We start from the raw sequence: 20,796 nt of genomic DNA, 5'->3' as shown, positions 1-20,796 counted from the left end.
CCTTAACGGCCTGCAGTGTCCCCATCCTCTGGCTCCGTTCCCATGCAATTTGTTGCAAAGCTTGCTTAACCCCGTGAGCGGGTTCAGGTGGCGGAAACAGCTGTGACAGACGGTCGCACCCTGGAATGCAACGCATTCGATGGTGAGGGTGCGGGCCCGGCGTCGAGCATGGCCGCCTGTTCCCATTGAGACCTGCCATGCAACAGTTGCCCCTTCATCGCCATACCTTGGCAGTTGCCCTCGCTGCCGTTCTGCTGGCAGCTGCGTCTCCCGTAGTTGCACAGCAGGTGGTGGCGGATGGCGATGACCAGACGCCGGCCGCTGGTGAGTACGCCACGACCGAGCCGGTGGAGCCGGGCAATCCGGCTGGCTACGCCTTCCATGCCATCAATGCAGGCACCATCGTTCCCGCAGGTGAAGTCAATCTTCGCACCGAGGGTATGTATGCTGCCGCCGCGCGTGCCGAAGGCACGGGGAGCCGTGTCGAGCTTCAGCAAGGGAGTGTGACCACCACCGGCTATGGTGCTGCAGGTCTCTCCGTCGCCAATGACGGGCTGGTGCAGGCCACCGGTACGCGTATACAGACCTTTGGCACGGCATCCAATGGCGCCGAGGCAATTGGTGGCCAGCTGGTACTGGATCAGGTTCATATCACCACGCACGCGGCGCTGTCACACGGTGTCTCGGTGAAGGGTGGCAATTCGCATGTGGTTGATAGCGTGATCGAGGTCAATGCCAGCCAATCCAATGGACTGGATGCGGATGCCGGCAGCGTGGTCGCAGAGCGGACCCGCATCGAGATTGGTGGGAGTGGCTACGGTGTCTCGGTCAAGAACGGCGGGGATGTGCACCTGCGCTCGGTCCAGATCAATGGGCGTGGCGCGGGTGCTACGGGGGTATTGGCCGCACTGGGAAGAACGATACTGGAGGATGTGGACATCAACCTCAGCCATGAGCGCTCCGGCGCCGGTTTGATGATTGGTGGTGACGTCGAAATGCGCGGGGGCAGCATCCATGCCGGCGGAACCAATGCCAGTGTGATCAGTTTTGCCACTGGCAGCAGCGGAACGTTGCTGCTGGAGGGTGTTGAGATGTCCGGGCATCACGGCATTCACATGACTGCAGGCACCGAGGTGACGATGCTCGACAGCCGCCTCGAAACCACTTCGGTGGGCATCAACATCAACCAACGCGATGGCGTGGCCAGCGTGCTGGGCTCATCCATCACCACGCGCAATGGTGTTGGCATTCTGATGATGGGCAAGGGTGAGCTGGATGTGGAGGGCTCGGAGATCACCGCGGATGGTGAGTTCTGGCAGGCCATCTCGGTATTGGATGGAACCGCACGGGTGACCTCCAGCCGATTGCGGACGCTCGGCAAGAATGGCCATGGCCTGTATGCGGAGGGTTCCGGCGGGAAAAATCCGCAGGTGAGCGCAGGCATGACCGACATCCTGACCGAAGGACATGGCGCCATCGGTGCGATCGCGCGCCTGGGTGGCACCGTGCATCTGGCAGACAGTGTAGTGCGTACCACCGGCATCAACTCACACGGTGTGCTGTCTGGCGGCACCGGCGAAATGACGCTGAACAACACCCATGTGCGCACCGAAGGCGAGGGCGCGTGGGCGGCGGTGATCAACGACAACGGACGGATGCGCATCGACGGTGGTTCGCTGGTGAGCGCCCAGAATGGCGGTGTGTGGGTGCGCAGCAGCCGCGACCCGGGTCTGACCCTGTCCAATGGCGCGTTGATATCGGGCGGCAACGGCATCGCGCTGGCACTGGATGCCGCAGTGGCCGGGCGCTTCGATGTGGTGCTGGAGGGCCGCTCGCAGATGGAGGGCGACATTGTCATCACGCCGGAAGACGAGGACGCAGGCCTGCCGCCACAGTCGGACGTGCATGTGCGCCTGGCGGATGGATCGCTGTGGCAGGGCTCGTCGGATCTGGTGCAGACGATGGCAATTGAAAACGGCAGCCAGTGGACACTGACCGGTGATGCCACGGTGGGCGAACTGCAGGTACTCAACAGTGGCGTGGCATTGTCCGACGGCAGTGGGCGCTTCAATACGCTCAGCGTGGATGGCGACCTGCACAGCGAGGGTGCGACGTTCCTGTTCCAGGGCGCGCTGGCTGGCGATGACAGCGCGATGGACCGCCTGCACGTGCGCGGCGACACCTCCGGCGACGCGCTGATTGCGGTGAAGAACATCGGTGGCGTGGGCGCGCCGACAGCCGATGGCATTCAACTGATCGAGATCGACGGTGCATCACGGGCGAGCTACGCACTGAGCGGCCGCGCGGTGGGCGGATCGTACGAATACTTCCTGTTCCAGGGCGGTCTGGCGGATCCTGCCGATGGCAACTGGTACCTGCGTTCGCAGTGGTTCGATGTCTGCAAGGACAACCCGGCTGCGCCGGGATGCGTGGTCGATCCGGGCCCAGATCCGATCGACCCGACGGATCCCGTCGATCCGGTGGATCCAATCAATCCGATCCTGCCGCCGCCGGTACTGCGCCCGGAAGCCGGTGCCTATCTGGCAAACCAGTCGGCAGCCATCAACATGTTTTCCCATCGTCTGAACGACCGCATCGGTGCCGTTTCGCTGGATGAAGGTCGTGCCGCGTGGGCGCGCGTGGGCCGGCAGCAGGCGGACTTCAGCGCGGTCGGTGGTCAGCTGTCGATTGATGGCAGCACCTCGGTGCTGCAGATTGGCACTGACCTGGTTCGCCGGGGCAATGCAGCGTTCGGCGTGATGTTGGGCACGGGGCGTGCTGACAGCAGCGCAGTGTCCGATCTGACCGGCTACAGCGCCAAGGGTCGGGTGCGTGGCAGCGCGGTGGGTGTGTACGGCACCTGGTTGCAGACGGCTGACGGCACGCAGGGTGCGTACATGGATGCGAACCTGCAGTACGGCCGTTTCGATAACCGGGTGCAGGGCATCGGCCTGGAGCCGGAGCACTACGATTCGCGCATGGCCAGTGCGTCGCTGGAGGCCGGCTACACCTTCAACGTGTGGCAGGGCACCGCCAGCGCGCTGTACGTGCAGCCGCAGCTGCAGCTGAGCCATGTCGATTTCCGCGCCGATCGCCACGTGGAGAGCAATGGCACGGTGATCGATCACGCCAATGCCGGTGGCCTGAGCGGGCGTCTGGGCGTGCGCGTGTTTGGCCATGGAACTGCAGCCGGCAACACGGTGCAGCCGTACCTGGGCGTGAACTGGCTGCGTGGCAGCGGCACCAGCACGTTGCAGTTCAACGGTGACACGCTGAGCGCAGACGTGCCGCGCAACCGTTATGAGGTGCAGGCCGGTGCCGAGTTGAAGCTGGGCCAGCGCTGGGGCGCGTGGGGTGGCGTGAGCGTGCAGCGCGGTGACCACGGCTACCGCAATGTGGGCGGCCAGTTGGGCCTGCGCATGGCCTGGTAAGCGGGCGTGCAGCGGGGTCGGATCCCATTGCCACGGCAATGGGCTCTGACCCCTGGCTGCTGCCGTAGAGCCAAGCCTACGCTCGGCTCATCGCGATCTGAACGAAGAGCAGCCGAGCATGGCTCGGCTCTACAACCGCGTCGCTCCGGGACCGGACCTGAACGATGTCCATGTCTGTCGCGATCATCCATTGAATGACTGTGGCAGCGGTGGTGATGCTGTCGGATCGTTCTCCACCCGTTGCCTGCATGTCCTCTCCCGAACGCTCCCACAACGCCGCCATCGATGGCCTGCGCGCACTGGCGGTGCTGGCTGTTGTGGTCTTCCACACCAACGCCACGTGGCTGCCCGGTGGCTTCACCGGTGTGGACCTGTTCTTCGTGGTGTCCGGCTTCGTGATCAGCCAGTCGCTGGCCTCGCGCACCCATGCGTCGCTGGGCGCGATGCTGCTCGATTTCTACCGGCGCCGCGTGCTACGCCTGTTGCCGGCGCTGCTGGTGATGCTGATGACCACCTTCGTGCTGTCGGCGCTGTTCATTCCCCGCGCGTGGCGCAACGAGCAGTTCGACCAGACTGGCTGGTCTGCGCTGGTCGGCTTCAGCAACATCGTGCTGGCCGGGCAGCAGGGCGACTATTTCTCACCCGGCGCCGAACTCAACCCGTTCCTGCATACCTGGACGCTGGGTGTAGAGGAGCAGTTCTATCTGGTCTTCCCGCTGCTGTTCTTCGTGTGGCTGCGCGGGCGTGAGCGCTGGCCGTGGTCGCGTTGGTTGTTGCCGGTGCTCACCGTGCTGTCGCTGGCATGGGCAGGCTGGCAGGCGCAGCCGGTACCGGCGGCAGCGTTCTATCTGCTGCCCGCGCGGTTCTGGGAGCTGGCCGCGGGCGCGCTGCTGTACCAATGGATGCGTACGCGTACGCGTACGCCAGGCCGGAACGGCGAGGCGGTTGCAGCGGCCGGCCTGGCGCTGCTGGCCGCAGGCGTGGTGATTGCCCCTCAGCTGGCGATGCCGGTGCCGGGCGTGCTGACCACCGTGGCCGGTACCCTGCTGCTGTTGGCGAGCGTGTCGGCACCGGGCACATCGCGCATTGCGCGCACGCTGGGCTGCGCGCCTTTGGCCTACCTAGGTCGGTTGTCCTATTCGCTGTACCTGTGGCATTGGCCGCTGCTGGTACTGCTGCGCTGGACGTATGGCCTGCACGGCGCCGCGCTGTGGCTGTATCCGGTACTGCTGCTGGCGGTATCAGCAGTGTCGTATCACTTCATCGAGCGTCCACTGCGCAGTGCAGCGCCGCTGCTGCGCCTGGCACCGGCCAAGGTGCTGGCGATGGCGCTGCCAGTGGTTGCGCTATGCGGCGCGGGTGCCTGGGCCACGGTGGAGTATCACGAGCAGGTCTCGCTGAGCGTAACCCGTGACGGTTATGCATGGCAGGCGCGCCGCTACCCGGCGTGGCGCCCGCTGGAACCGGTGAGTGCACCGGCGCTTGAAGGGAGGCGTCTGTTCGTGGCCGGCGACTCACATGCAGCGGCCTATCGCACCATGACCAGCATGGTCGCGCGGCAGACCGGCATGGAGGTACGCCAGCAGGATCGTGGTGGCTGCAGCTTCGTCAATCTGTTGCGGGCCAGCCCGGCCGACTGCCAGGGCTTCATTGAAGACGCGTTGTCGACCATCGAGCGCGAGGCCCGCCCCGGAGACATCGTGCTGCTGGCGGCCTTGCGCATGCCGGAGCTGCGCGGATTCGACTGGCAGCGACAGGATGCACAGGAAATCTATCTGCAGCTGCTGGCCGAACGCACGCCGGCCCATGCGCAGGCGGCACGCGATGAGGCTGATCGGGTATTGGGGCGGCTGCAGCGGCTGGGTGTGCGCGTGGTTGTGGATGCACCGCTGCCGTTGTTCAAGGCCGGGGCCTACCGTTGTTCGGATTGGTTCAACCACCGCAATCCCGCCTGTGCCGGTGGCCTGAGCATGCCGCGTTCCGATCTGGAGAGGCTGCGCGCGCCGCAGATGGCGTTGCTGGCTGAGCTGGCAGCGCGCTATCCATCGCTGACGGTGTGGGATCCGCTGCCACTGTTGTGCGGGCCGCAGACCTGTTCGGCGGTGGAAGAGGGTGAACCGCTGTTCTTCGACAACGATCATCTGAGCGGACATGGCAACCGCGTGCTGTTGCCCGGCTTCAGGCAGACCCTGGTCGATCTCGCGAACGACAAGCCTTTGTAGAGCCGAGCCCACGCTCGGCTGCTCTGCGTTCCGCGGGTGGGAAGCCCGCGCTGCACGCGGTGAGCCGAGCATGGCTCGGCTCTACAGGAGTGCGCGCGGTCTATGCCGGCGGCAGCACCTTGCCCGGGTTGAGGATGCCATCCGGGTCCAGCGCTGCCTTGATCGCACGCATCGTCGTCAAGGTAGCCGGCGTAAATGCCTTGGCCATGAAATCGCGCTTGGCCAGGCCAATGCCATGTTCGCCGGACAGCGTGCCACCCAGTGCCAAGGTCAGCTCGAAGATCTTCGGCAGTGCGGCATGCGCGCGCGCGTTCTCGTCGGCATCGTCCGGGTGATAGAGGATGTTGACGTGCAGGTTGCCGTTGCCGGCATGACCGAAGGTGACGATGGTCAGCGTGTAGTCGCGTGCCAATGCCTGCACGCCAGCCACCAGCTCCGGAATGCGCGACACCGGGACCACCACGTCTTCATTGATCTTGCCGGGCGCGACGGTGCGCAGTGCCGGCGACAGTGCCTTGCGCGCGGCCCACAGCTGGTCGCGTGCACGGCCTTCCATCGCCACGTCCAGTTCGATCATGCCGTCGCCTTCGGCGGCGCTGGCCAGTGCCTGCAGCAGATAGGGCAGGGTGTCGTGGTCGCCATCGGCTTCCACCAGCAGCATCGCGCCAGCTTCGGGTACTTCCGCACCGTTGAGACGCAGCAGCTCAAGGCTGCGGGCGTCCATGAATTCCAGGCGCGTGGGCACCACCGGCTGCGACATCAGGCGTGACACCGCGGCGGCGGCCGCATCGGCATCGCGGTACAGCACACGCAGGCCGGCCTGGCTGACCGGCAGCGGGGTGAGCTTCAGGGTGGCTTCCACGATCAGTGCCAGCGTGCCTTCGCTGCCCACCAGCAGGTGGGTGAGGTCGTAGCCGGTGGAATCCTTGGTGTAGGCACCACCGCAGCGGATCACCTCGCCGGTGCCGGTAACGGCCACCAGGCCCAGTACGTTGTCGCGGCTGGTGCCGTACTTCACCGCGCGCGGGCCGCCGGCGTTGCAGGCGAGGTTGCCACCGACGCTGCAGATCTCGGCGCTGGAAGGATCCGGCGCCCAGAACAGGCCATGCGGGGCCAGCGCCTGCTGCAGCGTTCCATTGAGAACGCCCGGCTGCACCACCGCGCAGCGGTCGCCGGCGCGGATCTCGACGATGCGGTCCATGCGGGTGAACGACAGCACGATACTGCCGGGCAGCGGCACGGCCGCGCCGGTGGTGCCTGTGCCAGCACCGCGCGCGACCAGCGCCACGCCGTGCGCGCGGCAGGCACGCACCAGCGCCTGCACCTGTTCAATGTCGGCTGGCAGCGCCACTGCCGCCGGGCGCTGGTGACGCCACGAGTTGTCCTGCGCGTTGGCCTCCAGCGTGTTGTCATCCATGCGCCAGCCCTCCGGACCCAGCAGGGTGGACAGTTCGGCAACCAGGGCAGCAGGCAGGGCAGGACTCATGACGGATCTCGTGGGGCAGCAGGAGCGGGTTGGATCAGTTTCCAGGCAACAACGGCGCCGGCCAGGGGCAGCCATACCCAGCGCAGTTCGGACATCAGGGTGGCCAGGCCGCGCGCGCTGAAGAACTGTGGGGCGAAGGGTGAAACGCGGATCGGTCGCCACGGTGCGAAGAAGCGTTGTTCGCTCCACGGCCAGGCCAGGGCAACGCCGAGGCCGCCGGAGGTCATCGCATCGAGCAGTGGATGGCTGGCCGCGCAGACGAAGACGAACACCGCCGCTTGCACGGTAGATGCCACCGTTGGCCGCGCCCTGGTAGGTGCCAACCTTGGTTGGCACGAAACCGCCGACCAAGGTTGGCGGCTACCCAAGAACGCCAACACGGCGGCCAATGCCGCCAGCACGCAGGCAAACAGCAATGAATGGCTGGCGCCGCGATGGCCAAATGCATCGGCATAGGGAATGTGCAGTGCAAAGGCCAGTACATCGGCATCGGGCAGCATCGCTGCGACCACGCCCGCAACCAGCAGGCGCGGCGGGATGCGGCCACGATCAGCGGCGCACCACAGCGCCAACGGCACAGCGGCATGGGTGATGATCGAAGGCATCAGTCACGCACCGTGGTAGTGCCGGCCAGGCTGCGCTCTGGTAGGTGCCAACCTTGGTTGGCACAGAAGCGCCGACCAAGGTCGGCCTCTACCAGAGCGGACGGAAACCATCAGCAGTCATCCAGCCGGAACGCATCACGCAGCCACCGCAGCTGCGGCGGCTCGCCCGTGGCGTCGACTACATCAAAACGGCAGGGTGCATTGGCCAGCGCCGGGTTGTCCTGCAGGTACAGCTGCGCGGCGTGCGCGAGGCGCCGGCATTTGCGCGCATCGACTGAAGCGGCGCCGCCACCGAAATCCTGGCGGGCGCGATAGCGCACTTCCACGAACACCACGGTGCCGGCATCGTCCATCACCAGGTCCAGTTCACCGCCGCGATAGCGCACGTTGCGCGCGCGCGGCTGCAGTCCGGCCTGCTGCAGATGGTGCTCGGCGGCGGCTTCTACCGCCGAGCCACGTTGGCTGCGCTCAGCGACCACCGACGATCGGCATCGGCCGGCCGCCATTGAAGGTGGACCATGCCGGCTGGCGCAGGATGTTGCCGTTGCTGTCCAGGAACAGGGTGCCGGTGGCGCCGTCCAGGCCGCCCTCGTTGGACAGCTTGTCCAGATAGGCGGTGATCTTCCAGGCATCGGCGCCGAAGGCGAACAGGCGGCCGGCGGCGCCGCGGGCGCTCGGCAGCGCGCTGGCCACCTGGCTGGCCGACGGCAGGCCGGACACGCTGCGCACATTCCAGGCTTCGTTCGGGTAGACGATGCCGTCCAGCGCCACATCTTCTTCCGCCTTGCCGCTGCCGACGGTCAGCTGCGAGGTGCCGACGCGGGTCGCGCCACCGGCACCGGCCAGCGCCAGTTGCGGCGCCAGCAGTCGGGCCTGCGGGGCGCGCACGGCGAGGAACACGGCGTCGACCTGACCGGCATTGCGCACCTGCGCGCCGACATCGCCGACGGCTTCGCTGACATTGACCGTGGCCACCACCTGACCGCCGCGCTGGGCGAAGCGCTGGGCGAAGGCGGCGGCGGAACGGCGGCCGGTGTCGTCATTGCTGCTGATGACCAGTGCGCGGTTGCGCTCGCGGCCACGCAGGTATTCGGCGGCGACGATACCGTCGTCTTCCGGTGCCAGCGAGAAACCGGCGCTGCCGGCCGGCGGTGCGTCCTTGCCGCGGTTCAGCGCGAGCACCGGCACCTGCAGCTGCTGGCGGCCGTACACGGCGTCCACTTCGTCGCGGCCCAGCGGGCCGACCACAAAGTCGGCACCGGAGGCGACGGCCTTGTCGTAGGCGGCGAGGGCACCAGCCGGGGTGCCGGCGGTGTCGAAGAAGTTGATGTCCGGGCGGCGGCGGCTTTCACCGTAGTAGGCGCTCAGCAGGCCATCGCGCACCGGCTGCGCGGCGGTGGCCAGGCGGCCGCTGAGCGGCAGCAGTACGGCCAGCTTGGCCGGCGGGCGGTAACCGTCGCTCATCGCCGGCGGGCGCTTGCTGGTGTCGAACTGGGCGGCGCCATCGCGGTCGAACGGGCGCGGCAGCGGCAGGCCGCGCGCGATCAGTGCACGGCCGGCGAAGTTGTACAGCGGGTCGTTGGCCGGCAGCGCAGCGGCACGGCTGCGCAAAGTAGCGTCGTCGAGGGTGCCGAGCAGGCCGGCGATGGCGGCCTGGTTCTCGCTGCGCGCGCTGCCGGTCAGGCCGGCATGGGCGCGGGCACGTTCGGTGGCGGCGCCGAAGGCATCGCCGGTGCCCTGCAGCGCGTTGGCGCGGGCCATGTACCAGCGCGTGCGCAGCGCGGGGAAGACGTTGTCGCCATGTTCCTTGAGCAGGGCCAGGGCCTGCGCCGGCTGCTTGTCGGCCAGTGCCAGTTCGGCGCCGGTCAGCTGGTAGCGCTGCAGGCTGGGACCGGACAGCTGGCGGGCGGTGAGCTGGCCCAGCAGGCTGCGCGCGCGGGCACTGTCACCGGCCAGGTGCCAGGCCCAGGCCGCGTCGGCCAGTGCGTTGCTGCGGGCGCCGCCGCGCAGGGTGGCGGCCAGGCCTTCCAGCTGCAGTGCGGCGTCGCGCGGCTTGCCCTGTTCGATCAGCGCCAGCGCCTGGCTCTGGGCCGGCGATTCGGGCGCGCTGGTCAGGCTGGTGGTGGCGCAACCGGCCAGCAGCATCAGCGACAGCGACAGGGCGGAGATCCGTGCGGCGGGCTTGTTCATGATCGGGTCCATGCGATGAGGGCAGCGGCCTTGGCCGGGTACACGCTACGATTCTACCCTTGCCCCGTGAGTACCGCTGAAATGAGTGTCCCAACCCTGTACGTCGTCGCCACCCCGATCGGCAACCTGGCCGATCTGAGCCCGCGCGCGCAGGAGGTGCTGCGGTCGGTGGCGGCCATCTGTGCCGAAGACACCCGCCGCAGTGGCCAGCTGCTGTCCCATTTCGGCATCCAGCAGCCGCTGGTGGCCCTGCACGAACACAATGAAGAGGCCCTGGCCCAGCGCCTGGTCTCGCGGCTGCAGGCCGGTGAATCGCTGGCGCTGGTCAGCGATGCCGGCACCCCGTTGGTCAGCGACCCCGGTTTCCGCCTGGTGCGTGCCGCGCGTGCGGCCGGCATCAAGGTCAGCCCGATTCCCGGCGCCTGTGCCGCCATCGCCGCACTGAGCGTGGCCGGCCTGCCCAGTGACCGCTTCAGCTTCGAGGGTTTCCTGCCGGCCAAGGCCAGCGGCCGCCGCGATCGCCTGCAGGCGCTGGCCGGTGAAGTGCGCACGATGGTGTTCTACGAATCCTCGCACCGCATCACCGAGTCGCTGGCCGACATGGCGGCGATCTTCGGCGGCGAGCGCCCGGCGGTGCTGGCGCGCGAGTTGACCAAGCTGTTCGAGACCGTGCTCGATGGTGACCTGGCCGGTCTGCTGGCGAAGGTGGAAGCCGACGAGAACCAGCGCAGGGGCGAGTTCGTGGTGATGGTGCAGGGCGCGGGTGATGACGAAGAAGCGCAACTGGCGCATGGCCGCCGCGTCTACGCCAAGCTGAGCGAGCATCTGCCGCCGTCGACTGCCGCCAAGCTGGCTGCCGAGCTGACTGGCGCGCCGCGCAAGGCGTTGTACGGCAGTTGATGGATCGTGCGGACCAAGGTCCGCACCCACCAGAGCAGCGGAATCGGTAGATCCACGCCATGCGTGGATGGATGAACCCGACGCTGCGATCAGCACGGCAGGAAGGGCGTGCGTAGGCTAGAATATGCGCTGGCGGAGCCGGCCAGACAGTCGCGTCATCCCTTCGGGGGTGCCGAGGAAAGTCCGGGCTCCATAGGGCAAGGTGCCAGGTAACGCCTGGGCGGCGCAAGCCGACGGAAAGTGCAACAGAAAGATACCGCCTACGTCTTCTTCGGAAGGCCGGTAAGGGTGAAATGGTGCGGTAAGAGCGCACCGCGAGTCTGGCAACAGACCGGCACGGCAAACCCCACCTGGAGCAAGACCAAATAGGGATCCTTTGGCGCGGCCCGCGTTGGATCCGGGTAGGTTGCTTGAGCGTTGCGGTGACGTAACGCCTAGAGGAATGACTGTCCACGACAGAACCCGGCTTATCGGCCGGCTCCGCCTCTTTCTTCTACATGCGTGCTTCTATATGCGTGATCCGCGCATCGGTAGTGCCGGCCGCTGGCCGGCAGCTTCACGATGCCAGCAGCGGCGGACAGAGTGCCGGCCAGCGGCCGGCACTACCCCGACGTCGCGCGGTCCTCAGCCCGGCGTACGGTACTGCCCGGCCGAAATGAACTGCGAGAAGCGTTCGCACCACACCACCACCGTGGTGTAGTCGTCCACGTTGACGTCATCGGGCACATCGACCAGGAATCGGTTGAAGGTCTTCACCTCGCCGATGCGCCGGGCCTGTGCCTTGACCTTCAGGAAGTCGGCCTTGTTGTCGACGAAATCGCGGACCAGGTAGACCTTGTAGTCCGGTCCCGGTCCCATCTTTCCGTCGAAGGCCACCTGGCGTGCGCTGACGCTGACCTTGCCTTCCGCCCAGTGCACTGCGTCGCTGCCCTTGAGGTCACGGCGGAACGTGGTGTGGTAAGTGGCGTCGCTCATGGCAGCCTGCACCTGTGCCACCGGCGGATCATCAGGAGCGATCAGGATCGGCAGGAAGTACACGCCCAGGCCGAAGCCGAGGCCGAGGGTGAGCAGGTGGGTGGCGAGCAGGATGAGGGTGCGGCGCATGGGGCCTCCATGTGGATGTGGATCGCGCGGCATGGTGCCGGGCACGACCACCTTGGGAGGTTGCGGGCGGCATTTATAGACACAGTGACAGACGCAAAAAGGGCACAGTGGGAGGGCCGCAGTAGTGCAGGCCCTGTGGCGCATGCGGGAAGGCGCTGCGTCGGGAAGCTGAATGACGCCGTTGGCAGTCTTGGAGCAGGTAGTGCCGGCCGCTGGCCGGCAACCGCATGGTGCATCCGAGGATCCAGAGGTTGCCGGCCAGCGGCCGGCACTACCGGGTCAGAAAATGACGCGGCTCTGTCCGCTGGGGGCGCCCTGCGGGCCAAAGCGGCGCTCGTGGATCTCGCCGTGGCCATCGGCGTCGATCAACAGCACGGTGCTGGCGCGGGTGCCGTAGTCGTCGCCGCGGATGAAGGCCGGGCTCAGCCAGCGCTCGCGTTCCAGGCCGATGCCGGTGTCGGGCAGGTCGCTGTCGGCGGGGCGATGTTCGTCGGCCAGGGCGGCCCAGAGCGGGGTCAGGTCCTCATCGCCGGCCTGCAACCACGCCGACAGCGCGTCCATCAGCCGTCGGGTCTTCGGCCAGGGCGCGTCCAGCGCGCCGTTGGACATGCCATGCACGCCCGGGCCCAGACTCTGCCGCTCGGCGGGGTGGTTGCCCAGGAACTCCAGGCTGTGGCCGTCGGCCAGCAACAGGTTGAACGGCGCGTAGGCGCCGGCCACCGTTGCCAGTCGGTCGATATGCACGGCGGCCGGGTCGCGGCCGCGCAGGAAGTCGGCCACCAGCGCGCCCCGTGAAGGACCGGTCTGGGCGGCCAGCGGATCGCGGACATTGGTGACCACCGCCATCCGGCCCGCGGCGCCGACGCCAGCCCAGCCGCCACCGGAGCGCAGGTCGCGCCCCCCGATGACGGAGGTCTCATCTTGCCAGGGGGCCAGCGCCGCCGTCGGGCGGGCGTGGAACTCATCACGGTTGCCGGTCATCACCAGCCGCCAGCGCGGGTGGTGCATCCAGCCAAGAGCGAGCAGGCACATGGCCTCATTGTGCACGGTTTGCGCAGTCTGGCGCCGCTTCCGGCCCGTTTTTGATGAATGCGCGGCCGATGTTTCACGCGCTGTCCACAGCCCTGAACTTCCGTTCAATCTCAAAAATTGAGACGGATCAGCAACTTGTGGATAAGCCTTGAACAATTCTCTAAAGGTTGTTGCAAGCCATTGATGTGGCTGGCGATTTCCCCGCTGAAAAGTTGTTGACAACCCTTCGGCCGCTGCTAAGGTGGGCATCAGAGGGAAATCCGGGTGTTTTGTGGGTTTTCGTGGTTCAATGTTTCACCGGGCGAAGGATAGGTGCACGCGTCGTGTTCCAGGGCGAGACGGCCATCACAGTTGACGATAAAGGGCGCATGGCGGTTCCCACCGCTTACCGCGACCTCGTCGCGCGCGCCAGCAACAACCGTCTCGTGCTGACCTACAACCCGTTCGAAGCCGGCTGCCTGTGGCTGTATGCAGAGTCGGAATGGGAGCGGGTCCGCGACGACGTGATGTCCAAGCCCAACACCCAGCGCGTCGTGCGCCTGTTGCAGCAGAAGCTGGTCGGCTCGGCCGCCCATCTCGAGCTGGACGGCAACGGTCGCATCAGCATCCCCGCCAGCCACCGCGGTGCGGTGGGCATTGAGAAGAAGGCGGTATTGCTCGGTATGGGCGACAAGTTCGAATTGTGGAGCGAGCAGGCGCATCGGGCCCTGATCCAGCAGACATTGTCTGACGAGGATCTGGGTGATGGGTTGCTCGACCTGAAGTTGTGAGCCGGGGTGCCCGGATGCGCCCAGAAGCGCAGGCCGGTCACCTTCCGGTGTCGCAGTCGCCGGCGGTGCACCTGCCGGTCCTGTACACCCAGGTCCTTGAAGGCCTGAGGGTGATCGAAAACGGACGTTATCTGGATGGCACGTTCGGTCGTGGCGGTCATGCACGTGGCGTGCTCACCCAGCTCGGTCCCGAGGGGCGCCTGCTGGTCATGGACAAGGATCCGGAAGCCATCGCCGTAGCCGAGCGCGATTTCGCGCCGGACCCGCGCGTGTCCATCTTCCGTGGCAGCTTCGCCCAGCTGCTGCAGTGGGATGCGACGGCCGAAGGCCTGGACGGCGTGCTGTTCGACCTGGGCGTGTCGTCGCCGCAGCTGGACGTGGCCGAACGTGGCTTCAGCTTCGGCAAGGACGGCCCGCTGGACATGCGCATGGACCCGGACAGCGGCGAAAGCGCCGCGCAGTGGATCAACCGCGTGGAAGACCGCGAGATTGCCGACGTGCTGTGGACCTATGGCGAAGAGCGCCAGAGCCGCCGCATCGCCCGCGCCATCGTGGCACGCCGCGAGAAGCAGCCGTTCACCCGCACCGCCGAACTGGCCGAGCTGATCGCTTCGGTGATGCCGCGTGGCAAGGACAAGATCCACCCAGCCACGCGCAGCTTCCAGGCCATCCGCATCCACATCAACCGCGAGCTGGCCGACCTGGAAGCCGGGCTCGATGCGGCCGTGGAACGGCTCAAGGCCGGCGGCCGCCTGGCGGTGATCAGCTTCCACTCGCTGGAAGACCGCATCGTCAAGCAGTACATGAACCGCCTGGCCAAGGCGCCGCCGGCCAACCGCCGCCTGCCCGAGGCTGTTGCGTTCGTGCCGACACTGGACCTGATCGGTGGCGCCATCAAGGCCACTGATGAAGAGCTGGCCGCCAACCCGCGTGCCCGCAGCGCTGTGCTGCGCGTGGCCCAGAAGCGGGAGGCCGCTGCATGAGCCGGCTGCTGCTGATCATCCTGCTGGCTTCCACCGTGGCCTCGGCGATCGGCGTCGTGTTCGTGCGTCACCGTCACCGGCAGACGTTCATCGAGCTGTCGCGCGCCGAGCGCAAGCGCGATGACATTAATCTGGAATTCGGCCGCCTGCAGCTGGAGCAGGCGACCCTGGCCGAAGCCAACCGTGTCGATCGCATCGCCCGCGAGAAGCTCGGCATGAAGTTCCCCGAGGCTGCCGACATCGTGGTGGTGCGCCCATGAGCAAGACCGGCCGCAACCGCCCCCGCAACGCCTTCAACCTGCGCCAGCGCCTGCGCTGGGTCGCGTTGGCGCTCGGCCTGTGCTCGGTGTCGCTGGTCGGTCGCGCGGCGTACGTGCAGATCATCAACAGCGACTTCTACCAGCGCCAGGGCGAGGCCCGCTACCTGCGCGAGCTGCCGATCAAGACCTCGCGCGGCATGATCACCGACCGCAATGGCGAGCCGCTGGCGGTGTCCACCCCGGTGGCCTCGATCTGGGTCAACCCGCAGGACCTGTTGCGTTCGCCCGAGCGCATCCCGGAGCTGGCCCAGGCGGTCGGCATGTCGGTGGATGAGCTGAGCAGCCGCCTGTCGCAGAAGTCGGACAAGGAATTCATGTACCTGCGCCGCCGGATCAATCCGGACGAGGCAGAGAAGGTGGTCGCGCTGAAGATTCCGGGCGTGGCCGCGCAGCGCGAGTTCCGCCGCTTCTACCCGCAGGGTGAGGCGATGGCGCACGTGCTGGGCTTCACCAACATCGACGACCGCGGCCAGGAAGGCCTGGAGCTGGCGTTCGACGAGTGGCTGCGTGGCAAGGCCGGTGCCAAGCGGGTGATCCGCAACCGCAAGGGCGAGACCGTCGAAAGCGATCTGCTGCGCGCCGCCGAACCGGGCAAGGACCTGACCCTCAGCATCGACCGCCGCATCCAGTACCTGGCGTTCAAGGAACTGCGCAACGCGCTGGTGGCGAACAAGGCGGCCGGCGGTTCGATGGTGATCATGGATGTGACCACCGGCGAGATCCTGGCCATGGTCAACCTGCCGACCTACAACCCGAATTCGGTGGGTGGTGCGGCTCCGGACACCCGCCGCAACCGCGCGGTGACCGACCTGGTCGAGCCGGGTTCGACGATGAAGCCGCTGACCATCGCCACCGCATTGCAGGCCGGTGCGGTGACCAAGGACACCGTCATCGACACCAACCCGGGCTACATGACCCTGGGCCGCTTCACCATCCGCGACGTGCCGCGCAACAACGGCGTGCTGAACGTAACCGGCGTGATCACCCGCAGCTCGAACGTGGGTGCGGCCAAGGTCGCGGCGAAGATGCCGGACCAGGTGTTCTACGACGGCGTGCGCCGTTTCGGTTACGGCTCGGTGCCGCACAGCGGCTTCCCGGGTGAATCCGGCGGCGTGGTGCTGCGCCCGGGGCGCTGGTCGGGTACCACCAAGACCACCATGTCCTACGGCTACGGCCTGAACGTCACTCCGCTGCAGATTGCTACCGCCTATTCGGCGCTGGCCAACGGCGGTCGACTGATCGCACCGACCTTCGTCAAGGGCCAGCGCAACGAAGGCCAGCAGATCATCGACGAGAACGTCGCCAAGCAGGTGGTGGCGATGATGGAAACGGTGGTGACCCAGGGCGGCGCCAAGCAGGCGGCGGTGTTGGGCTACCGCGTGGCCGGCAAGACCGGTACCGCGCGCAAGGCGGGCCCGGGCGGCTACGAGCGCGGCCATTACAACGCGCTGTTTGCCGGCGTGGTGCCGGCCACCAACCCGCGCTTTGCCACCGTCATCGTCATCAACGACCCGCAGGCCGGCAAGTTCTACGGCGGCCTGGTGTCGGCGCCGGTCTACCACAACGTGATGGAAGGCACGCTGCGCCTGATGGACGTGCCGCTGGACGACCTGCAGTCGTGGCTGGCCGCACAGCAGTCCGGCAAGGTTGGCCATTCGGCCTCGATCCTGCCCGCGCCGCCGGCCGAAGCCGCGCTGCCGGTCGATGCCGCTGCTGAATTCGATGCTGCGCTGCCAAGCGCGCAAGCCCAGACGCCGCCCGCTACGGGAGGCACGCAATGAGTCCTTCGATGTTGCTTTCGCAGTTGCTTCCGGACGTTGCTCTTGCAGGGCACGACCCCGTTCTGACCGGCCTGGTGCTGGACAGCCGCGCCGTGCGCCCCGGCAATGCCTTCGTCGCCATCGCCGGTTTCGGCGCGCATGGCCTGGGCTTTGTCGAGCAGGCCCGTGCGGCTGGCGCCGGCGCCATCCTGTTCGAACCGCCGGCACCTGCCGAACTGCCGGCACCGGGCGATGCGATCGCCGTGCCGGGCCTGCGCGCGCGCATGGGTGCGATGGCCGACCAGTTCCATGGCGCACCGTCGCGGGCAATGGCGATGGTGGGCGTGACCGGCACCAACGGCAAGACCTCCACCGTACAGCTGCTGGCCCAGGCCTGGCACCTGCTCGGAACGCCCAGTGGCAGTATCGGCACGTTGGGCGCCGGACTTTATGGTTCGGTTGAGCCGACCGGTTTCACCACGCCGCTGGTGTTGCAGATGCATGCGCTGCTGGCGCAGCTGCGCGACGCCGGTGCGCGCGCGGTGGCGATGGAAGTCAGCTCGCACGCGCTGGACCAGGGCCGCGTGGATGCCGTGCACTACGACGTGGCGGTGTTCACCAATCTCACCCGTGACCACCTGGACTACCACGGCGACATGGCCAGCTACGGCGCGGCCAAGGCGCGGCTGTTCCATCGTCCGGGCCTGAAGTCCGCGGTGATCAATCTTGACGACGCCTTCGGCCGCCAGCTGTTCGCCGGCCTGCCGGCGGGCGTGCAGCCGATCGGCCTGAGCTCGCGCGGTGCCACCGACGCCAGCGTGCGTGCCGAAGCGCTGCAGCTGGACGGCCGTGGCATCGCCTTCGAACTGGTCATCGACGGCCAGCGCGCGGCGGTACAGTCGCCGCTGCTGGGCCGCTTCAATGTGGACAACCTGCTGGCCGTGGCCGGCACCCTGCACGCGCAGGGCCAGCCGCTGCCGCGCATCGCCGAAGTGCTGTCGGCGCTGCAGCCGATCCGTGGCCGCATGAACCGCCTGGGTGGCGAAGACGGCCTGCCGACCGTGGTGGTCGATTACGCACACACCCCGGACGCGCTGGAACAGGCGCTGGACAGCCTGCATGGCCACCTGCACGGCGCGCTGTTCTGCGTGTTCGGCTGCGGTGGCGAGCGAGATACCGGCAAGCGTCCGCAGATGGCGGCCATCGCCGAGCGCCTGGCCAACCAGGTCATTGTTACCGACGACAACCCGCGTGGCGAGGATGGCGACGTGATCGTGGCCGACATCCTGGCCGGCTTCACCGATGCCTCCGCCGTGACCGTGCAGCGCAGCCGCGCGCGCGCGATCGGCCTGGCGGTGAAGCGTGCCGGTGCCGGCGACATCATCCTGATTGCTGGCAAGGGTCACGAGCCGTACCAGGAAGTGAATGGCGTGCGCCATGACTTCGACGACACCGAAGTGGCCGCCGCTGCACTGGCGGCCAAGGCCGGTGTTCTAGCAGCCCAGGCCGGGGAGGGCGCCGCATGAAGCGCACCCTGCTTTCGCTGATTGCACACTGGGCCGGCGGCGAGATCCACGGCGACGACGTGGCCATCGATGCGGTCAGCAATGACACCCGCAGTCTCGGCCCGGGCAGCCTGTATGTGGCGCTGCGCGGTGAGCGTTTCGACGGGCATGACTTCGCCGCCGACGCGCAGGCGCGCGGTGCCAGTGCACTGCTGGTCGAGCGCCTGCTGCCGATCGAACTGCCGCAGGTGCTGGTGGCCGACAGCGAACTGGCGCTGGCGAAGATCGCCACCGGCATGCAGCGTGACCGCGGCACCGAGGTGTTCGCGATCACCGGCAGCAACGGCAAGACCAGCGTGAAAAGTCTGCTGCTGTCGATCCTGCAGCAGGTGGCCCGGCACGCGCACAAGGTGGTCTACGCCAACCCGGGCAACCGCAACAACGAGATCGGCCTGCCGCTGGCGGTGATCGACGCCCCAGAAGATGCCGACTACGCCGTCTATGAGATGGGCGCGGGCAAGCCGGGCGACATCGCCTATCTGACCGACATTGCCCGCCCGCGCTATGCGCTGGTCAACAACATCGCCCCGGCGCACCTGGAACGCATGGGCAGCCTGCTCGGCGTGGCGGTGACCAAGGGCGCGATCTATGCCGCGCTGCCGGCCGATGGCGTGGCCGTGATCAATGTGGACGATGCCTACGGCCGCTGGTTCGAACAGCACTTCGTCGGCACTCCGGCCCGCTGCCGCGTTCTGCGCTATGGCCTGGAGCACACCGCGGACATCACCGCACGCGACATCCGCGCCGGCGCGCAAGGCAGCCAGTTCACCCTGGTCGCACCGAGCGGCGAAGCCCGCGCGGTACTGGGCCTGCCGGGTCGCCACAACGTCAGCAATGCGCTGGCCGCTGCCAGCCTGGCGCTGGCCGCAGGCGTCGACCTGGCGCTGATTGCCGCCGGCCTGGCCGAAGCGCAGCCCGTGCCGGGCCGTCAGATTGCCCATCAGCTGCGCAACGGCGCGGTGCTGGTGGACGACAGCTACAACGCCAACCCCGGTTCGCTGGCTGCGGCCATCGACGCCCTGGCCGCTGCGCCGGAAGAGGGCTGGCTGGTGCTGGGCGACATGCGCGAGCTGGGGCCGGACGCCGAAGCGCTGCACGCGCAGGCGGGGCTCCGCGCGCGCGCCGCTGGCCTCAAGCGCCTGTATACGCTGGGAGCGCTCAGCGCCGCTGCCGCCACCGCCTTCGGCGAAGGCGGCCGTCATTTCGCCACCCATGACGCGCTGTCGCAGGCGTTGAAGGACGAGCTGCACGCCGGCGTGCGCTGCCTGGTCAAGGGTTCCCGTGGCAGCGCCATGGACACGATTGTCAAAGCGCTGCTGGCGCAAGGAGAGGAATCCCCGCATGTTGTATGAACTGGCTCGATGGTTGCAGCAGTTGGAGAGCCTGTTCGGGCTGTTCAACTACCAGACGTTCCGCGCCATCCTTGCCGCGTTGACGGCCCTGTTCCTGTCGCTGTGGCTTGGCCCGGCGATGATCCGCAAGCTTGCCCAGTTCAAGGGCGGCCAGCCGATCCGCAAGGACGGTCCGCAGACCCATTTCTCCAAGGCTGGTACGCCGACCATGGGTGGTTCGCTGATCCTGCTCACCATCACCCTGTCGGTGCTGATGTGGGCCGACCTGCGCAACCGCTACGTGTGGCTGGTGCTGGCGGTGATGCTGTGCTTTGGCGCCATCGGCTGGTATGACGACTGGATCAAGATCGTCCGCCGCGACCCGAACGGCCTGAAGTCGCGCTGGAAGTACCTGCTGCAGTCGATCTTCGGCCTGGCCGCTGGCCTGTTCCTGTTCTACACGGCCGACGTGCCGGCAGCGTTGACCTTCTACATCCCGATGTTCAAGTCGATCGCGCTGCCGCTGGCCGGCATCGGCTTCGTGGCCATCGCCTACTTCTGGATCGTCGGCTTCTCCAACGCGGTGAACCTGACCGACGGCCTGGACGGCCTGGCGATCATGCCGACCGTGCTGGTGGCCTGCGCGCTGGGCGTGTTCGCCTATGCCTCGGGCAACGTGGTGTTCGCCAACTACCTGCAGATCCCGCAGATCCCGGGCGCCGGCGAGCTGGTCATCATCTGTGCGGCCATCGCCGGCGCCGGCCTTGGCTTCCTCTGGTTCAACACCTATCCGGCCATGGTCTTCATGGGCGACATCGGCGCGCTGGCGCTGGGTGCGGTGCTGGGCACGATCGCGGTGATCACCCGCCAGGAGCTGGTGCTGGTGATCATGGGCGGCGTGTTCGTCATCGAAACGCTGTCAGTGATGATCCAGGTGGCTTCGTTCAAGCTGACCGGCAAGCGCGTGTTCCGCATGGCGCCGATCCATCACCATTTCGAACTGAAGGGCTGGCCGGAGCCGCGCGTGATCGTGCGCTTCTGGATCATCTCCGTCGTGCTCGTGCTGATCGGCCTGGCCACGTTGAAGGTGCGCTGAG

The 20,796-nt window shown here is 67.3% G+C and carries 16 protein-coding genes and 1 other RNA gene; 11 read left to right on the top strand and 6 right to left on the bottom strand.

Annotated features, from left to right (window positions below; all coding sequences use genetic code 11):
* The first annotated feature begins 197 nt into the window (after positions 1-197).
* Together AC13GF_RS04245 and AC13GF_RS04240 are read left to right on the top strand one after the other, a co-directional pair.
* Entirely contained in the window at positions 198-3,431 is a 3,234-nt protein-coding gene (locus AC13GF_RS04245) for an autotransporter family protein (RefSeq protein ID WP_483003393.1), read from the top strand.
* A gap of 194 nt (positions 3,432-3,625) precedes the next feature.
* Positions 3,626-5,653, top strand: a complete 2,028-nt coding sequence (locus AC13GF_RS04240; protein WP_483003392.1) for an acyltransferase family protein — start codon at positions 3,626-3,628, stop codon at positions 5,651-5,653.
* Between the two features lie 100 nt (positions 5,654-5,753).
* Here AC13GF_RS04240 and AC13GF_RS04235 read toward each other — a convergent pair whose 3' ends face one another.
* The 4 genes from AC13GF_RS04235 to AC13GF_RS04220 all read right to left on the bottom strand — a co-directional run bounded on the left by AC13GF_RS04235 (position 5,754) and on the right by AC13GF_RS04220 (position 9,934).
* Complete coding sequence (locus AC13GF_RS04235) at positions 5,754-7,139, bottom strand: FAD-binding oxidoreductase (protein WP_483003390.1); 1,386 nt, start codon at positions 7,137-7,139, stop codon at positions 5,754-5,756.
* On the bottom strand, positions 7,136-7,744 hold the full coding sequence (locus tag AC13GF_RS04230; protein ID WP_483003389.1) for a metal-dependent hydrolase: 609 nt from the start codon (positions 7,742-7,744) through the stop codon (positions 7,136-7,138). Before AC13GF_RS04230 ends, AC13GF_RS04235 begins: the two co-directional genes overlap by 4 nt.
* A gap of 110 nt (positions 7,745-7,854) precedes the next feature.
* Positions 7,855-8,223: a YraN family protein gene (locus AC13GF_RS04225; RefSeq protein WP_483003387.1), complete on the bottom strand. Its 369-nt coding sequence runs from the start codon at positions 8,221-8,223 to the stop codon at positions 7,855-7,857.
* The gene (locus AC13GF_RS04220) at positions 8,213-9,934 is read right to left on the bottom strand and encodes a penicillin-binding protein activator (protein WP_483003386.1); all 1,722 of its coding nucleotides are present in this window, start codon (positions 9,932-9,934) and stop codon (positions 8,213-8,215) included. The genes AC13GF_RS04225 and AC13GF_RS04220 overlap by 11 nt, the downstream gene beginning before the upstream one ends.
* An 81-nt stretch (positions 9,935-10,015) precedes the next feature.
* On the opposite strand from AC13GF_RS04220, the gene rsmI reads away from it, so the two are divergent.
* Together rsmI and rnpB are read left to right on the top strand one after the other, a co-directional pair.
* Complete coding sequence (gene rsmI / locus AC13GF_RS04215; protein ID WP_483003385.1) at positions 10,016-10,834, top strand: 16S rRNA (cytidine(1402)-2'-O)-methyltransferase; 819 nt, start codon at positions 10,016-10,018, stop codon at positions 10,832-10,834.
* Positions 10,835-10,968: 134 nt separating this feature from the next.
* Positions 10,969-11,320, top strand: an RNA gene (gene rnpB / locus AC13GF_RS04210) — RNase P RNA component class A.
* 138 nt (positions 11,321-11,458) lie between these two features.
* On the opposite strand, the gene AC13GF_RS04205 is transcribed toward rnpB, so the two are convergent.
* Positions 11,459-11,938 (bottom strand): DM13 domain-containing protein, encoded by a 480-nt coding sequence (locus AC13GF_RS04205; RefSeq protein WP_483003383.1) that lies wholly within the window; start codon positions 11,936-11,938, stop codon positions 11,459-11,461.
* A gap of 279 nt (positions 11,939-12,217) precedes the next feature.
* A complete protein-coding gene (locus AC13GF_RS04200; protein ID WP_483003382.1) occupies positions 12,218-12,970 on the bottom strand; it encodes an NRDE family protein in 753 nt (250 codons plus the stop codon).
* Positions 12,971-13,293: 323 nt separating this feature from the next.
* Here AC13GF_RS04200 and mraZ point away from each other — a divergent pair, with 323 nt between their 5' ends.
* The 7 genes from mraZ to mraY are packed head-to-tail and all read left to right on the top strand — an operon-like array spanning position 13,294 to position 20,795.
* Entirely contained in the window at positions 13,294-13,740 is a 447-nt protein-coding gene (mraZ, locus tag AC13GF_RS04195; protein ID WP_004143635.1) for a division/cell wall cluster transcriptional repressor MraZ, read from the top strand.
* A gap of 14 nt (positions 13,741-13,754) precedes the next feature.
* Positions 13,755-14,723, top strand: coding sequence for a 16S rRNA (cytosine(1402)-N(4))-methyltransferase RsmH (gene rsmH, locus AC13GF_RS04190; protein WP_483003381.1), 969 nt, complete (start codon positions 13,755-13,757; stop codon positions 14,721-14,723).
* Positions 14,720-14,983, top strand: coding sequence for a cell division protein FtsL (gene ftsL, locus AC13GF_RS04185; RefSeq protein ID WP_005412242.1), 264 nt, complete (start codon positions 14,720-14,722; stop codon positions 14,981-14,983). The genes rsmH and ftsL overlap by 4 nt, the downstream gene beginning before the upstream one ends.
* Entirely contained in the window at positions 14,980-16,824 is a 1,845-nt protein-coding gene (locus tag AC13GF_RS04180) for a peptidoglycan D,D-transpeptidase FtsI family protein (RefSeq protein ID WP_483003379.1), read from the top strand. The genes ftsL and AC13GF_RS04180 overlap by 4 nt, the downstream gene beginning before the upstream one ends.
* Complete coding sequence (locus AC13GF_RS04175) at positions 16,821-18,329, top strand: UDP-N-acetylmuramoyl-L-alanyl-D-glutamate--2,6-diaminopimelate ligase (RefSeq protein WP_483003378.1); 1,509 nt, start codon at positions 16,821-16,823, stop codon at positions 18,327-18,329. Before AC13GF_RS04180 ends, AC13GF_RS04175 begins: the two co-directional genes overlap by 4 nt.
* Positions 18,326-19,720, top strand: coding sequence for a UDP-N-acetylmuramoyl-tripeptide--D-alanyl-D-alanine ligase (locus AC13GF_RS04170; RefSeq protein WP_483003377.1), 1,395 nt, complete (start codon positions 18,326-18,328; stop codon positions 19,718-19,720). Before AC13GF_RS04175 ends, AC13GF_RS04170 begins: the two co-directional genes overlap by 4 nt.
* Positions 19,710-20,795, top strand: coding sequence for a phospho-N-acetylmuramoyl-pentapeptide-transferase (mraY, locus tag AC13GF_RS04165; protein ID WP_010481929.1), 1,086 nt, complete (start codon positions 19,710-19,712; stop codon positions 20,793-20,795). Before AC13GF_RS04170 ends, mraY begins: the two co-directional genes overlap by 11 nt.
* Position 20,796: the final 1 nt, after the last annotated feature.

It is taken from the genome of Stenotrophomonas sp. 22LJNL06-5-1, assembly GCF_056861455.1.
The sequence above is the reverse complement of the archived record's forward strand: the minus strand, read 5'-3'. Positions and strand labels throughout refer to the sequence as shown.

Excerpts from the sequence above, each read along its gene's own strand:
- AC13GF_RS04245 (WP_483003393.1), top strand. The coding sequence starts at position 198 with ATGCAACAGTTGCCCCTTCATCGCCATACCTTGGCAGTTGCCCTCGCT.
- AC13GF_RS04240 (WP_483003392.1), top strand. The coding sequence starts at position 3,626 with ATGACTGTGGCAGCGGTGGTGATGCTGTCGGATCGTTCTCCACCCGTT.
- AC13GF_RS04235 (WP_483003390.1), bottom strand. The coding sequence starts at position 7,139 with ATGAGTCCTGCCCTGCCTGCTGCCCTGGTTGCCGAACTGTCCACCCTG.
- AC13GF_RS04230 (WP_483003389.1), bottom strand. The coding sequence starts at position 7,744 with ATGCCTTCGATCATCACCCATGCCGCTGTGCCGTTGGCGCTGTGGTGC.
- AC13GF_RS04220 (WP_483003386.1), bottom strand. The coding sequence starts at position 9,934 with ATGAACAAGCCCGCCGCACGGATCTCCGCCCTGTCGCTGTCGCTGATG.
- rsmI (WP_483003385.1), top strand. The coding sequence starts at position 10,016 with ATGAGTGTCCCAACCCTGTACGTCGTCGCCACCCCGATCGGCAACCTG.
- AC13GF_RS04205 (WP_483003383.1), bottom strand. The coding sequence starts at position 11,938 with ATGCGCCGCACCCTCATCCTGCTCGCCACCCACCTGCTCACCCTCGGC.
- AC13GF_RS04200 (WP_483003382.1), bottom strand. The coding sequence starts at position 12,970 with ATGTGCCTGCTCGCTCTTGGCTGGATGCACCACCCGCGCTGGCGGCTG.
- rsmH (WP_483003381.1), top strand. The coding sequence starts at position 13,755 with ATGCGCCCAGAAGCGCAGGCCGGTCACCTTCCGGTGTCGCAGTCGCCG.
- ftsL (WP_005412242.1), top strand. The coding sequence starts at position 14,720 with ATGAGCCGGCTGCTGCTGATCATCCTGCTGGCTTCCACCGTGGCCTCG.
- AC13GF_RS04180 (WP_483003379.1), top strand. The coding sequence starts at position 14,980 with ATGAGCAAGACCGGCCGCAACCGCCCCCGCAACGCCTTCAACCTGCGC.
- AC13GF_RS04175 (WP_483003378.1), top strand. The coding sequence starts at position 16,821 with ATGAGTCCTTCGATGTTGCTTTCGCAGTTGCTTCCGGACGTTGCTCTT.
- AC13GF_RS04170 (WP_483003377.1), top strand. The coding sequence starts at position 18,326 with ATGAAGCGCACCCTGCTTTCGCTGATTGCACACTGGGCCGGCGGCGAG.
- mraY (WP_010481929.1), top strand. The coding sequence starts at position 19,710 with ATGTTGTATGAACTGGCTCGATGGTTGCAGCAGTTGGAGAGCCTGTTC.